Origin of the sequence: Thioclava marina (assembly GCF_002020135.1) — a bacterium.
GTDB lineage: Bacteria > Pseudomonadota > Alphaproteobacteria > Rhodobacterales > Rhodobacteraceae > Thioclava > Thioclava marina.
The window spans coordinates 229,935-244,403 of record NZ_MPZS01000003.1; the positions used below are offsets into that span (position 1 = coordinate 229,935).

Below are 14,469 nucleotides of genomic sequence, written 5' to 3' on the forward strand. Positions count from 1 at the left end.
TCACAAAAAAAATTCTCAGAAATGGTTTGACGCGGGAGGGCTGCACAAGGGTTGGGCAGCTGCCTGCGAATCCGGCGACGGGTCCCGGCCCGAAGCCTTCAGCTTCCGCGTGTATCGGGCAATTGGATGCGGGCGACCTGCTCGGCGATCGGGTCGACCGAGAGCGGATGTGTCTCGGTTTCGTGGCTGGCCGGGTCCCCGATATCGATCCAGTTTCCGCCCTTGTAGATTTCGAGCGCACTGAAATTCGCCTTGTAGCCCATCTTGCGCGAGCCCGGCACCCAATAGCCCAGGTAGACATAGGGCAGGCCGACGCGGCGCGCGATCTCGACATGATCGAGGATCAGATAGGTGCCAAGGCTGTCCTTGATCCGTTCGGGCTCGTAGAAGGAATAGACCATGGACAGCCCGTCATCGAGCACATCGGTGAGGCAGGTCGCGATCAGCGCGCGCATCGAGCCCGGCGTCTCGGCGCTCTCGCGATATTCGATCACGCGCGATTTGACGGGCGTCTCCTCGATCATCGCGGCAAACTCGAAGATATCCATATCGGCCATGCCGCCATCGGCATGGCGCGTGTCGAGATAGCGGCGGAAGAGGGCGAATTGCTCTTCGGTGGCCCAGGGGCTGGTCGCGGTGCGGCGCAGGTCGGTATTGCGCTTGAGTACGCGGCGCTGCGATTTCGTCGGCACGAAATCCGCGACTCGGATCCGGGCCGAGAGGCAGGCCATGCAATCGGCGCAGGATGGCCGGTACAGCACGTTCTGCGAACGCCGGAATCCCTGCCGCGACAGCGCGTTGTTAAGCTTTTCCGCACCTTCCCCTTGCAGGGCCGTGAAAAGTTTACGCTCTGACCTGCCATCCAGATAGGGGCAGGGCTGCGGCGCGGTCACGTAGAACTGCGGAGCGAGCGGAAGCGAATGGCGCATGAATGCCTCGATCGGGGCGGGTTGGCTCGAAGGCTAGCAAAGAGGCTCGCACCCGCCAAGTGTTTCCTTCTCCACACATAGAAGGCGCCCCGGTCAGGTCAACCGGGGCGCCGAGGGAAGTCGGGAAGGGAGGCGCGATCAGGCGCGTTCGCTCACTTCGGCATCGTCCTCCTGAGCAGCCGCCTTGGCGCGTTCGTCCATGTACTGGTCGAACTCGGCCTTGTCGCGGGCCTCGCGCAGACGGCGCAGGAAGTCTTCGAACTCTTGCTGCTCGCGCTCGAGACGCTCAAGCGTGTCGGCCTTGTAGGCGTCGAAGGCAGCGTTGCCGGTCGTGCGCGAGACATGCAGGCGGGTCGAACCGCAGCAACCGAAAGCGCGGCGCTGGGTGGCCTCGCCGGTGCGCCAGCGGCGCCCGAACCGACCGGTGAAGAGAATGAAGAACAACAGAACCAGGCCCAGCGGGCCGGCGAAGATGAAACCGGCCACCATCAGCGCGATCCACGCGCCGGGGCCGTTCCCATCCATCCACTCGATCGCACGAGTGAACCAATTGCCGCGCGGAGCGGGAATCGTGTTGGTGGAATAGGCGGACATCGGAACCTCCGGGTTGAGTATGTGAATGCTTTTCACATCCCCAAGATCGGAAGCGGGCAAGCGCTTTGCAAGAGGGTATGTGAATGTTTTTTACATCCTTCGCGCAAAGCACCGGAATCACGTGTGTTTATTCGATGAAGTCGGCCCGTTTCGCGCCGCTGATACGCTCCAGATCGAAAGGCGTGATCGAAAAGACATGGCGCGGCGTGCCCGCCGCGGCCCAGACCGTGTCGAAATCGAAAAGCCGTGGATCGAGAAAGGCGGTGATCGGGCTGATATGACCGACCGGGGCGACGCCGCCGATGGCAAAGCCCGTCTCCGCGCGGATCAGGCCGGCATCGGCCTTGCCGAGCGGTTGGCCCGCGACGGCGCTTGCCTTCTCGGCGCTGACCCGGTTCGCGCCCGCGGTGATGAACAAAACGACATGCCCGCTCTCTTCACCGCGGAAGATGATCGACTTGGCGATCTGATCGACCTCGCAGCCCACCGCGTCGGCGGCCATCTGGGCGGTGCGCGCCTCTCCCGGTTCGGAAATCTCGAATTCAGCTCCCGCCGCCTCGAGCGCCGCGCGGACCCGTTTGAGTGATTTGCTCATTCCAACTGCTCCCAATATCCCCGCCGGAGGCATCCGGCATCTCTCTTTCGCACCCCGGCCGGGACATCTAGGACGAGATGCCGCCCCGATCCAATCCCCCCGATCCCCATTGACCCGCGCGCGGGGCACGGTAAGCATGACGCCATGCCTTTCGCCACCCGTCTCACCCGTGCCCCGCTCCCGTTCGAGCCCGAACGTGCCGCGGAAGCGCGCGCGCTCTTTGGCGATCTGGCGCCCGAGCTGTGTGAGCTTCTGGCCGGAACGGCCGGGTGCAGCCCTTATCTCAAGGGCTTGATGGAGAAGGAGGCAGACTGGTTGCGCCCCGCGCTTGCGGGCAACCCCGAGGCCGCGCTGGCCGAGGAATTTGCGCGCCTCGGTCCGGTCGCGCTGCCTGATCTGCCAAACGAGCTGCGCCGCGCCAAGCGCCGGGTGGCGTTGCTTGCGGGGCTGGCCGATCTCGGTGGGGTCTGGTGTCTCGAAGAGGTGACCGGAGCGTTGACGCGGCTGGCCGATCTCGCGGTCGATCTCGCCCTGAAACGGCTCGTCGGCGAAGAGATCCGGCGCGGCAAGATCCCCGGCGCGACCGAAGAGGACGCCGAGACCGCCGCCGGGATGGTCGCGCTCGCCATGGGCAAGATGGGGGCGGGGGAACTGAACTACTCATCGGATATCGACCTGATATGCCTCTTCGATGAGACCCGCTACGACTCGATCGACCAGATGGAGGCGCGCGCGGCGCTGATCCGGGCGACGCGGAAGATGGCGGGAATGCTCAATGACCGCACCGCCGAAGGGTATGTCTTCCGCACCGATCTGCGCCTGCGCCCGGATGCGAGCGTGACGCCGGTCTGCATCTCGATGGGGGCGGCCGAACTCTATTACGAATCCGAGGGGCGGACATGGGAGCGCGCGGCCTATATCAAGGCGCGCCCCTGCGCGGGCGATATCGCGGCCGGAGAACGGTTTCTCGGAACGCTGCGCCCCTTCGTCTGGCGCAAGCATCTCGATTTCGCGGCGATCCAGGACGCGCATGACATGCGGCTGCGCATCCGCGAGCATAAGGGGCTGCACGGGCCGATCGAAGTGCCGGGCCACAACATCAAGCTCGGCCAGGGCGGCATCCGCGAGATCGAGTTCTTCACCCAGACCCGCCAGCTGATCGCGGGCGGGCGTGACGAATCCTTGCGCGATCGCACCACCGTCGGCGGGATGCGCGCGCTTGCCGCGAAGGGCTGGGTGCCGGGTGATGTGGCCGAAGAGTTGATTGCCCATTACCGCGAGCATCGTGAGATCGAGCACCGCATCCAGATGGTCAACGATGCTCAGACCCAGCTCCTGCCCACGAACGAGGACGCGCTTGCGCGGATCGCGGCGATGATGGGCGAGGGGAATGTCGCGCGCTGGTCCGAGCGGCTGCGCGCGCGGCTTGAGCGGGTAGAAGCCCTGACCAATGATTTCTTCGCGCCCGATGAGGCGAGCGAGCGGCCAGAACTGTCCGAGAGTGCGCGCCAGATCGTCGAAGGCTGGAGCAGCTATCCCGCGCTGCGCTCCGAACGCGCGCGCACGATCTTCAAGCGGCTTGAACCGGAATTGCTGGGCCGGATGGCGCGGGCGGCCAATATGGATGAGGCGTTGACCCAGTTCGACGGCTTCCTCAAAGGGCTGCCTGCCGGGGTTCAACTTTTCTCGCTCTTCGAGGCTAGCCCGCAGCTGATTGATCTGATTGTCGACATCTGCGCAACAGCGCCGGGGCTTGCGAGCTATCTCTCGCGCAATGCGGGCGTTCTTGATGCGGTTCTGGGCGGCAGCTTCTTTTCGCCCTGGCCCGGGCGCGATGCGCTGACGGTCGATCTCGAGCGGCTTCTGACGCAGGCAGGCGATTACGAGGCGGCGCTGATCGCGGCACGTCGCTGGGCGAAGGAATGGAAGTTCCGCGTTGGCGTTCATCACCTGCGCGGACTGGTCGATGCGTCCGAGGCGGCGGGCCAATATGCCGATGTGGCGGGTGCGGTACTTGCAGCGCTCTGGCCCGCGGTCCAGGAGGAATTCGCGCGCCGTTTCGGGCCATGCCCGGGCAAGGGGGCGGTGGTTCTGGGGATGGGCAGCCTCGGGGCGGAGCGGCTTCATGCGCGCTCGGATCTGGATCTCATCGTTATCTACGATCCCGCCGGACAGGACTATTCCGAAGGCAAGAAGTCCCTTGCGACAAGGGCTTACTACGCAAAGCTCACCCAGGCGCTGATCACGGCGCTCTCGGCGCAAATGCCCGAGGGGATGCTTTATGAGGTCGATATGCGACTGCGCCCGTCCGGGCGCCAAGGGCCGGTCGCGACGGCGCTTTCGAGTTTTGCCGATTACCAGATGAACGAGGCCTGGACCTGGGAGCATCTCGCGTTGACCCGGGCGCGGCCGGTGGCGGGATGCGCGGATCTGGCCGCCGAGGTCGAGGCGATCCGGCTCGAGGTGCTTGCGGCCAAGGGCAAGGCGGAAAAGGTATTGCCCGATCTCGCCGAAATGCGCGCCCGGATTTTCGCGGCCAAGCCCGTGAAAGGGCGCTGGGAAGCCAAGATCGGAGCGGGGCGGTTGCAGGATATCGAACTTCTTGCGCAATGGTTCGCGCTCCACGAGGGAGCGCCGGCGCGCCGGGTCGAGGCGCAGCTCAGGATCGGACCGCGTGCGGGATTGGTCGACAAGCCGACGGGGGAGGCGCTCGCCTCGGCCTATCGCTTCTTGTGGAGACTGCGCGCGGGCGAGAAACTGCTGAGCGACGACGCGCGCGATCTTGAGGCGTTGGGCGAGGGGGCAACCGCCTTCATGCTGCGCGAGACGGGCATGGAGACGCTCGAAGCGCTTAGCGCGCGGCTCGAGACGGCGACAGCCGAGGTCGCGGCCATCGTCGATCGGATTTTGGGGGGCTGAATGGGGCGCAAACTGATGGATATGAACGAGGCGGATCCGAAAGGGCTGATCCGCGAGAGCTACAAGATCGACGGGATCGGCGAGGCCGAATGCCGGTCGATCTTCATGGATTGGGCGCTGAGCCTTGCTCCGGGTCTGGATGCGAAAGAGGCGATCCGGACGGTTTTGGTGGGGTATCAAGGGCCGCCCGAGCACCCGATGAGCCGGGTCCTCAGCGAAGGGCTGACCCGCGAGAGCGGAGCGCCCATGCGGCGCGGCGGCGCGCGCGGACGGCGCTTCTAGGGTCGCTCAGCGTGGCAGAGCGGCCGCCTCGCGCGCGAGCGCTTCGATCCCCGCCCAATCGCCCGCCTGCACCATCGCATCGGGCGCGACCCAGGATCCGCCTGCACAAAGAACGTTCGGCAAGCTCAGGTAATCATTGGCATTCTTTATGCTGACCCCACCCGTGGGGCAAAAGCTTACCTGCGGGATCGGCGCGCCGATGGCCTTCAGTGCGGGCGCGCCGCCCGAGGCTTCGGCAGGGAAGAATTTCAGCACGTCGTAGCCGATCTCGTAAAGCTTCATCACCTCGGAGGCGGTGGCAGCGCCGGGCAAAAGGGCCAGCCCCTCATCCTGGCAGGCTTTCACAAGACGATCCGTCGCCCCGGGTGAGACCCCGAATTTCGCACCCGCCGCTTTCGCGGCTTTCACATCCGCAGGCGTGAGCAACGTTCCGGCCCCGACAACGCCCCCCTCGACATCCGCCATCGCGCGGATCGCATCGAGCGCGCAGGGCGTGCGAAGGGTTACTTCCAGCGCGGGCAGGCCACCCGCGATGAGAGCTTTCGCAAGCGGGACCGCATGGGCCACGTCCTTGACCACGATCACCGGCACGATCGGGGCGAGTTCGCAGACCTTGCGGGCGGCGGCGGATTGTTCGGAAGGGGTCATGGGATCACTCCAGTCTTGGACGTCCGCGCGGGCGGAAAGGGCAGAATACCTCCGGCATGGATATCTGAGGCAATTGGACAGAGCGTTCTGAGTTCCAACAGCCCGAGAAGTTCCTCCGGAGGCAAGAAATCAAAGCACCACCGAGGCCCCGGAGGTCGCGGGGCCGACATGGGCACGGAAGGCAGCAAAGAGCTCGCGACCGATGCCGAACTGGTTGGCGCTCAGATCGGGCTGGACGGGGCTGCGGGCGTCGAACCCTTCAGTGAGGCAAGTCAGCTCGCCCGTCACCGCGTCGAGCCGCACGATATCGCCGTCCTGCAGCTTGGCGAGCGGGCCGCCATCAGCCGCCTCGGGCGAGACATGGATCGCGGCGGGCACCTTGCCCGACGCGCCAGACATCCGGCCATCGGTCACCAGCGCCACTTTCAGCCCGCGATCTTGCAGCACCGAGAGAGTGGGGGTGAGCGAGTGGAGCTCCGGCATCCCGTTCGCCTTGGGGCCCTGGAAGCGGACGACGACGATCGTGTCTTGCTTGAACTCGTCGCGCTTGAAGGCTTCCTTGACGTCCGCCTGATCGTGGAAGACCCGCACCGGGGCCTCGATCTGGCGGCGCTCTTCGGCGACGGCGGAGACCTTGATCACGCCGCGCCCGAGATTGCCATTGAGTTGCTTCAAGCCGCCGGTCTTCTGGAACGGATCGGCGGGTTTGCGCAGGATCTTGTCGTTGAGGCTGTCTTCCGGCCCCTCGACCCAGACGAGACCGTCTTCGGTCAGCTTGGCGTCCTGCGTGTAGCGCGTCAGCCCATCGCCCGCGACCGTCTTGGCGTCCTCATGCAGCAGCCCCGATTTCAGCAGGTGGCGGATCATGAATTGCAGCCCGCCGGCGGCATGGAAGTGGTTCACATCGGCCAAACCGTTCGGATAGACCTTCGCCAGAAGGGGCACCACCGAGGACACATCGTCGAAATCCTCGAGGTCGAGAATGATCCCTGCCGCGCGCGCCATCGCGGGCAGGTGCAGGATATGGTTGGTCGAGCCGCCCGTGGCCATCAGCCCCACGAGCCCGTTCACGAAGGCCTTCTCGTCGAGGATTTCCGAGGCCGGGCGGTAATCGTTGCCAAGCGCTGTAATCTCGGCCGCGCGTTTGGCGCCAGCAACCGTCAGCGCCTCGCGCAGTGGGGTGTTCGGGTTCACGAAGGAGCTGCCGGGCAGATGCAGCCCCATGAACTCCATCAGCATCTGGTTGGTGTTCGCGGTGCCGTAGAACGTGCAGGTGCCGGGGCCGTGATAAGAGGCCATCTCGGCTTTCATCAGCTCGTCGCGGCCGATTTCGCCCGCGGCGAATTGCTGGCGCACGCGGGCCTTTTCGTCATTGGGCAGGCCCGAGGTCATCGGCCCGGCGGGAATGAAGATCGCGGGGATGTGGCCGAAGGTGGCCGCCGCCATGATCAGGCCCGGCACGATCTTGTCGCAAACCCCCATATAAAGCGCCGCATCGAAAGTGTTGTGGCTGAGCGCCACACCCGTCGCGAGTGCGATCACATCGCGCGAAAAAAGCGACAACTCCATCCCCGGCTGGCCCTGCGTGACCCCATCGCACATGGCAGGCACTCCGCCGGCGACCTGCGCGGTGGCGCCAACCTCACGAAGCGCCGCCTTGATCAGCTGCGGATAGGTTTCGTAGGGCTGATGGGCCGAGAGCATGTCGTTATAGGCGGTGACGATCCCGATATTCGGTGAGCGCCCTTCGGCGAGCGCGTCCTTGTCGTCGCCCATCGCGGCATAGGCATGGGCCTGATTGCCGCAGGTCAGGTGGGCGCGGGCGGGTCCGGCCTCTGCCGCTTCGCGCATCCGGGCGAGATACGCGCCGCGCGGGCCTTCCGAGCGGGCACGGATACGATCGGTTACACGGGCGATTGTGGCGTCGAGGGTCATCGGCTTGGGCCTTTCCTTGCTCTGCGGCCGCCTGTGGGAGGCGTGGCGGACAGCGTGGATCGAAGGGATGCGCGTCCTCTAGCATGTTAGCGCTAACGTCGCAACCCGGAAAGCTACCTGTTTATGTGGGGCGGGGCAGGGCGCTGGCAAGGATCGGGGCTTTCGCGCTCAGGCGCTTGGCGCTAGGAAGGCCCAAGATCAAGGAGTGCCCTATGAGCCAGCCCCGTCCCGTTGTCCGCCTGCGTCCCAAAGCCGAAGCCCGCGCGATTCGCCACGGCTTCCCTTGGGTCTATGCCGATGAGCTTGTCGTCGACCGGCGCACCAAGACGATCGCGCCCGGAACGATCGCCACGCTCGAGGACGCCGATCGTCGCCCGCTGGCCACGGTCACGGTGAACCCGAACTCGAAAATCATCGCGCGGGTGATGAGCCGCGATGCGGAGGCACAGATCGACCGCGCCTGGATCGCGGCGAAACTGAGCCGGGCGCAGGAGATGCGCGCGCGGTTGTTCGCGACGCCTTTCTACCGGCTGATCCATGCCGAGGCGGATGGGCTGCCCGGCGTCATCATCGACCGCTTCGGGGACGCGGCGGTGATTCAGCCCAACGCCGCCTGGTCCGAGGTGATGATCGCGGATCTGGAGGCTGCGCTGGCCGAGGTCACGGGCGTCACGACGATCATCAAGAATGGCTCGGGCCGGGCGCGCAACCTTGAAGGCCTTACCGAGGAGACGCTCGTGCTGCGTGGTGGTGTCGATGCCCCGGTCGAGGTGCCGATGAACGGCGCGATCTACATGGCGGACCTGCTGGGCGGGCAGAAAACGGGGCTCTTCTACGACCAGCGTCCGAACCACGCCTTTGCCGCTCGACTGGCGCAGGGCGTGCGGGTGCTCGACGTCTTTTCCCACGTTGGCGGTTTTGCTCTGGCGGCGCTGGCAGGGGGCGCGCACTCGGCGATCTCGGTCGATGCATCGGCGCCGGCGCTCGACCTCGCGACCAAGGGTGCGCAGGCGATGGGGGCGGGCGATCGCTTCTCGACCCGTCAGGGCGATGCCTTCGATCAGCTCGACGCGTTGGGCCAGGAAGGCGCGCGCTTCGATCTCGTGATCTGCGATCCTCCTGCCTTCGCGCCTGCCAAGCCCGCGCTGCAAGCCGGACTGCGCGCCTATGAGCGCATCGCGCGGATGGCCGCGCCCCTCGTGGAAAGCGGTGGCTATCTCGTGCTGTGCTCATGTTCGCACGCCGCCGATCTGGCGCAGTTCCGCGCCGCCTGTACGCGCGGCATCGGCAAGGCGGGCCGTAGCGCGCAGCTGATCCATACCGGTTATGCCGGACCCGATCATCCGATGCTGCCTCAACTGGCCGAGTCGGGCTATCTCAAGTCGCTTTTCTTCCGGCTCGACTGATGCAGAAGATCCTGCTCGACGCCTGCGTTCTCTATCCGACGGTTCTGCGGGAAATTCTGATCGGGGCGGCGAAGGCGGGGCTCTACCACCCGCTCTGGTCGGCCCGCATTCTGGAGGAATGGGCCCGGGCCGCCGCGCGCCGAGCGCCCGCCGACGAGGCCATTGCGCGCGGTGAAATCGCACTGCTTCGGGCATCCTTTCCCAAAGCGGAGATCGCACCGCAACCGGGGATCGAGCAGCGCCTTGTCCTGCCCGACGACAACGACATCCATGTGCTTGCGGCGGCCATCGCGGGGAGTGCCGATGCCATCGTCACCTTCAACGCGCAGGACTTCCCGCGCGGTACCTTGGCCGGCGAAGGTCTGGACCGGCGCGATCCGGACGGCTTCTTGTGGCAACTCTTCTCCGAACATCCCGAGGAAATGCGGCAAGTGACCGAGGTCGTGCGTGCCGAAGCCGAGCGGCTGTCCGGCGAACCCCAGCCGATCCGTGCCCTGATGAAACGTGCGCGCCTTCCTCGCTTCGGCAAGGCTCTGGCGGGCTGAAGAGGGGGCGCTGCCCCCGTCGCCGGAGGGCGACAAATTGTGACCTGGCTGGGGGCGCTGCCCCCGTCCTCTTCGAGGACTCCCCCGAGATATTTCGATCAAGAAGAAGGCGGTTTCTTTTCTTCTTCTTGATGCAAATATCTCGGGGGTGAATTTCCGCAAGGAAAGAGGGGGCGGCGCCCCCTTTCGCCCTCTTGACCGGCTGCGATGGCGGGGTCATTGAAGGGTCATGATCGGTTTCATCACTTGCCAGACCCGTGGCACGGCGGATCGCCTGCTCGCTGACCTCGCTGACCGGCTCGTGCAAGCGGGGCGACCGGTGATCGGCATGGTGCGGGCGCAAGCTCCGCAGAGCTTCGAATGCGAAATGCATCTTCGGCTGCTGCCGGGGGGCGAAATCCGCGCGATCTCGCAGGACCTGGGCAAGGGCGCTTCGGGGTGCTCGCTCGACGCTGGTGCGCTCGAAGAGGTGGTCGCGCGGGTGGCCGCAGCCTTGGAACGTGCAGGGCCGGAGACTGTGGTCGTGCTCAACAAGTTTGGCAAGCAGGAGGCTGCCGGTCGGGGGTGCCGTGAACTGATTGCGCAGGCCATGGTGTCGGATCTGCCGGTGCTCCTGTCGGTCCCGCCGGAGACGAGAGCGGAATTCGACGCCTTCGCAGAGGGGCTCGCCGAAGAAATCGTGCCGGATATTCAGGCGCTTGAGGCGTTTCTCTCCCGCGAGGCCGCTTAATCGCAGCTGTGACATTGTTTGAGAGGCTGGCAATGCTAGACTCGAAGGGCGAAGGTGAGTAGAAGGGGCGCGTTAGCGCTAACGGATCTCAAACACGGAGCAGCCCATGGTTTCGCGCGTCATTCCCGTCGACCGGTTCGATTTGGTGATCTTCGGCGCAACCGGCGATCTCGCCAACCGCAAGATCCTGCCTGGTCTCTTCCGTCGCTTCTGCGCGGGCCAGATCCCCGAAGGCTCACAGATCATCGGGGCCGCGCGCTCCGAGATGAGCCCCGAGGAATTCCGCGAGCAGACCGCGGCGGCGATCGCCGAGTTCGGCGGCAAGCAGTCGGGGGATCGGGAAAGCCTCAAGGGGTTCCTCGCGCTTCTTGATTACGTGCCGATCGACGCGAAGGGGGAGCAGGGCTGGGAGGCCCTGAAATCCAAGGTGCGCCCCGAAGAGATCAATGCCTTCTATTTCTCGGTGGCGCCTGCGCTTTTCGGGGATCTCGCCGAGCGGCTGCACAAGCGCGGGATCGCCGGCAAGGACTCGCGGATCGTCGTCGAGAAGCCTTTCGGCCGCGATCTCGCGTCGGCCAGGGCGCTCAACGCGACGCTGGCCAAGCATTTCGATGAAACGCAGATCTATCGGATCGACCACTATCTCGGGAAAGAGACGGTTCAGAACCTGATGGCCGTGCGTTTCGCCAACATCCTCTTCGAGCCGCTCTGGAACAGCCAGTTCGTCGACCATGTGCAAATCACCGTGGCCGAAACGGTCGGCGTGGGGGGGCGCGGATCGTATTACGACAAGTCGGGCGCAATGCGTGACATGGTGCAAAACCACCTCATGCAACTTCTATGCCTTATCGCGATGGAACCGCCTTATCACTTCGACCCGGACGCGGTGCGCGACGAGAAGCTCAAGGTGATCCGCGCGCTTCAACCCGTCGCGCCGGCCGATATGGTGCGCGGGCAATACCAGGCGAGCAAGGATGCGCCGGGGTATCTCGAGGATGCCGAGAACCCGGCTTCCAAGACCGAGAGCTATATCGCGATGAAATGCCATATCGCGAACTGGCGCTGGGTGAATACGCCATTCTATCTGCGAACCGGCAAGCGCCTGCGCGCGCGAACGTCCGAAATCGCGATCACCTTCAAGGAGCCGCCGCATCTGATCTTCGACGAGGCCGAGGGCGAATGGCGCGAGAATGTGCTGGTGATCCGGCTCCAGCCCAACGAGGGGATGAACCTCAAGATGATGATCAAGGAGCCGGGGCCGGGCGGGATGCGCCTCGTGCAGGTTCCGCTCGATATGTCCTTCGCCGAAGCCCTCGGCGAGGAGGCGGACATCACCGATGCTTATGAGCGCCTGATCATGGATGTGATCCGGGGCAACCAGACTCTGTTCATGCGTGGCGACGAGGTCGAGGCCGCCTGGGCCTGGACCGATCCGATCATCGAGGGCTGGGAAGAGCGGGGCGACAAGCCGCAGCCTTATGACAGTGGCTCCTCCGGGCCCGATGACGCGCTGATGCTGATGCATCGAGACGGGCGCCGCTGGCGGGAGATCCGCGAATGATTTTCAAGAGTTACCCCGATCGCGAGTTCCTGATGATGGGGCTCGCCGATCGCATCGCGAGCCAGCTGCGCGAGACGATCCAGACGCAGGGGCATGCCACGTTTTCGGTGCCCGGCGGGACCACGCCGGGGCCGATCTTCGATATTCTCTCGGGTGTCGATCTCGATTGGGGGTCGGTCGCTGTGCTGCTCAATGACGAGCGCTGGGTGCCCGAAAGTTCCGAGCGCTCGAACACCCGGCTGATCCGCGAACGTCTGTTGACCGGGCGCGCGGCGAAAGCGACGCTTGTGCCGCTTTATGCCGACGCTCCGCGGCCCGAAGACCGGATGGAGGAACTGGCCGAGGGTATCAAGCCGCATCTGCCGATTTCGGTCCTGCTTCTGGGCATGGGCGCGGATATGCATACCGCGAGCCTCTTTCCCGGCGCGGACCGGTTGGCCGAGGCACTGTCGGACGATGCGCCGATCCTGCTGCCAATGCGGGCCGAGGCTGCGGGCGAGCCGCGCATCACGCTCTCGGCGCCCGTGCTGCGCGACGCGATGCACACCCATATCCTGATCACCGGCAACGAGAAGCGCAAAGCCATCGAAGCCGCCGAGAAACTTCCCGTGGAACAGGCGCCGGTGCGCGCCGTTCTCAAAGACGCGACCGTTCACTGGGCTGAGTAAACGATGACCATCTGGCAAGACCTCCTCGACAAGGCGCAATCCGTACAAAACCGCCAGATCGCGGAATTGTTCGAAAATGAAAACCGCGCGGCAGGGTTCAGTCGCGAGAGCGGGCCGTTCCTGTTCGATTTCTCCAAGACGAATATCGACGCGGAGACCTTGGATCTGCTGGTGGAACTGGCCGAGGAAAAAGACGTGGCCGCTCGCGCCGAAGCGATGTTCTCGGGCGCGAAGATCAACGAGACCGAAGGCCGCGCCGTGCTGCACGCGGCGCTGCGTAACCTCGACACGGACGTTTTCGTCGATGGCGAAAACGTCATGCCGGAGGTCCGCGCGACCTATGCGCGGATGGTCGATTTCGCCCGCGATGTGCGCGAGGGCAAGTTCACGGGGCAGGGGGGTGCGATCACCGATGTGGTCAATATCGGTATCGGCGGCTCCGATCTCGGCCCGGCGATGGCCACGCTCGCGCTCGCGCCCTATCACGACGGGCCGCGCTGCCATTTCGTCTCGAATGTCGATGGCGCGCATATCCATGACACGCTGGCCGATTTGGACCCCGAGACGACGCTGGTGATCGTGGCCTCGAAGACCTTCACCACCATCGAGACGATGACCAATGCCGAGACGGCGAAGCGCTGGATGGCCGCGAAGGTCGCGGACCCGGCACAGCAATTCGCGGCGCTCTCGACCTCCGCCGAGAAAACCGCCGCCTTCGGGATCGATGCGTCGCGCGTCTTCGGCTTCGCCGATTGGGTCGGGGGTCGTTATTCGATGTGGGGGCCGATCGGGCTGTCGCTGATGATCGCGATCGGGCCTGAGGATTTCGCCGATTCCCTCAAGGGCGCGGCTGTGATGGATGCGCATTTCCGCGCAGCGCCCTACGCCGAGAACCTGCCGGTGCTGCTCGCGCTGGTGGGCATTTGGCATAACCAGTTCTGCGACTACGCGACCCGCGCGGTTCTGCCCTACGATCAACGGCTTGCGCGTCTGCCCGCCTATCTCCAGCAGCTCGAGATGGAGAGCAACGGCAAGCGCGTCAGCATGGATGGCAAGGACCTGCCCTATCATTCAGGCCCCGTCGTCTGGGGCGAGCCCGGCACCAACGGCCAGCACGCGTTCTACCAGCTGATCCATCAGGGCACGCGGGTGATCCCGTGTGAATTCATGGTCGCCGCCGAAGGGCACGAGCCCGATCTGGCGCATCAGCACCTGCTGCTCGTGGCCAACTGCCTTGCCCAATCCGAGGCGTTGATGCGCGGGCGTTCGCTCGACGAGGCTACCGCGATCATGCGCAAGAAAGGGCTCGATGGGGCCGAGCGCGACCGTCAGGCGCGCCACCGTGTTTTCCCCGGCTCGCGGCCATCGACGACTCTGCTTTATCCCAAACTGACGCCGGAGGTCTTCGGCGGGATTGTTGCGCTTTATGAGCACCGCGTCTTCGTCGAGGGCGTGATCCTCGGGATCAACAGCTTCGACCAATGGGGGGTGGAGCTTGGCAAGGAACTGGCGCTTGCACTGGCCCCGGTGCTGAGCGGCGAGGATTCCGGGGAGGGCAAGGACGGCTCGACCCGTCAGCTCGTCGCCCGCATCCGTGCCTTGCGGGGCTGAGATCCCACGCTTGTGACGGAACGGTCCCTCTGCTCGGGCGTTTTTC

At 65.1% G+C, this 14,469-nt stretch carries 13 protein-coding genes; 8 read left to right on the plus strand and 5 right to left on the minus strand.

Going from position 1 to position 14,469, the window contains the following annotated elements:
• Positions 1-98 precede the first annotated feature (98 nt).
• From BMG00_RS15385 to BMG00_RS15395, 3 genes are all read right to left on the minus strand, one after another.
• Positions 99-929, minus strand: a complete 831-nt coding sequence (locus BMG00_RS15385) for an arginyltransferase (RefSeq protein ID WP_078529995.1) — start codon at positions 927-929, stop codon at positions 99-101.
• Positions 930-1,067: 138 nt separating this feature from the next.
• Positions 1,068-1,523 carry a DUF2852 domain-containing protein gene (locus BMG00_RS15390; RefSeq protein ID WP_078574950.1) on the minus strand — a complete coding sequence of 152 codons (456 nt, stop codon included), beginning with the start codon at positions 1,521-1,523 and terminating at the stop codon, positions 1,068-1,070.
• A 127-nt stretch (positions 1,524-1,650) separates the two neighbouring features.
• Positions 1,651-2,118 carry a YbaK/EbsC family protein gene (locus tag BMG00_RS15395; RefSeq protein WP_078529993.1) on the minus strand — a complete coding sequence of 156 codons (468 nt, stop codon included), beginning with the start codon at positions 2,116-2,118 and terminating at the stop codon, positions 1,651-1,653.
• A 144-nt stretch (positions 2,119-2,262) separates the two neighbouring features.
• On the opposite strand from BMG00_RS15395, the gene BMG00_RS15400 reads away from it, so the two are divergent.
• Together BMG00_RS15400 and BMG00_RS15405 are read left to right on the plus strand one after the other, a co-directional pair.
• Positions 2,263-5,037, plus strand: a complete 2,775-nt coding sequence (locus BMG00_RS15400; RefSeq protein ID WP_078574951.1) for a bifunctional [glutamate--ammonia ligase]-adenylyl-L-tyrosine phosphorylase/[glutamate--ammonia-ligase] adenylyltransferase — start codon at positions 2,263-2,265, stop codon at positions 5,035-5,037.
• A gap of 15 nt (positions 5,038-5,052) precedes the next feature.
• The gene (locus tag BMG00_RS15405) at positions 5,053-5,319 is read left to right on the plus strand and encodes a hypothetical protein (RefSeq protein WP_078575269.1); all 267 of its coding nucleotides are present in this window, start codon (positions 5,053-5,055) and stop codon (positions 5,317-5,319) included.
• Positions 5,320-5,325: 6 nt separating this feature from the next.
• On the opposite strand, the gene eda is transcribed toward BMG00_RS15405, so the two are convergent.
• Together eda and edd are read right to left on the minus strand one after the other, a co-directional pair.
• Complete coding sequence (gene eda / locus BMG00_RS15410) at positions 5,326-5,967, minus strand: bifunctional 4-hydroxy-2-oxoglutarate aldolase/2-dehydro-3-deoxy-phosphogluconate aldolase (protein ID WP_078529991.1); 642 nt, start codon at positions 5,965-5,967, stop codon at positions 5,326-5,328.
• 129 nt (positions 5,968-6,096) lie between these two features.
• Positions 6,097-7,902 carry a phosphogluconate dehydratase gene (gene edd / locus BMG00_RS15415; RefSeq protein WP_078529990.1) on the minus strand — a complete coding sequence of 602 codons (1,806 nt, stop codon included), beginning with the start codon at positions 7,900-7,902 and terminating at the stop codon, positions 6,097-6,099.
• A 212-nt stretch (positions 7,903-8,114) separates the two neighbouring features.
• Between edd and BMG00_RS15420 the strand changes: the two genes are divergently transcribed.
• The 6 genes from BMG00_RS15420 (at position 8,115) to pgi (ending at position 14,423) form a co-directional block, all read left to right on the plus strand.
• Entirely contained in the window at positions 8,115-9,308 is a 1,194-nt protein-coding gene (locus BMG00_RS15420) for an RSP_2647 family RNA methyltransferase (protein ID WP_078529989.1), read from the plus strand.
• On the plus strand, positions 9,308-9,853 hold the full coding sequence (locus tag BMG00_RS15425) for an RSP_2648 family PIN domain-containing protein (RefSeq protein ID WP_078574952.1): 546 nt from the start codon (positions 9,308-9,310) through the stop codon (positions 9,851-9,853). Before BMG00_RS15420 ends, BMG00_RS15425 begins: the two co-directional genes overlap by 1 nt.
• A 229-nt stretch (positions 9,854-10,082) precedes the next feature.
• On the plus strand, positions 10,083-10,583 hold the full coding sequence (locus BMG00_RS15430; protein WP_078529987.1) for a DUF2478 domain-containing protein: 501 nt from the start codon (positions 10,083-10,085) through the stop codon (positions 10,581-10,583).
• 106 nt (positions 10,584-10,689) lie between these two features.
• Entirely contained in the window at positions 10,690-12,144 is a 1,455-nt protein-coding gene (gene zwf / locus BMG00_RS15435; protein ID WP_078574953.1) for a glucose-6-phosphate dehydrogenase, read from the plus strand.
• Positions 12,141-12,812 (plus strand): 6-phosphogluconolactonase, encoded by a 672-nt coding sequence (gene pgl / locus BMG00_RS15440; RefSeq protein WP_078529985.1) that lies wholly within the window; start codon positions 12,141-12,143, stop codon positions 12,810-12,812. The genes zwf and pgl overlap by 4 nt, the downstream gene beginning before the upstream one ends.
• Positions 12,813-12,815: 3 nt before the next feature.
• Positions 12,816-14,423, plus strand: a complete 1,608-nt coding sequence (pgi, locus tag BMG00_RS15445; protein ID WP_078574954.1) for a glucose-6-phosphate isomerase — start codon at positions 12,816-12,818, stop codon at positions 14,421-14,423.
• Positions 14,424-14,469 lie beyond the last annotated feature (46 nt).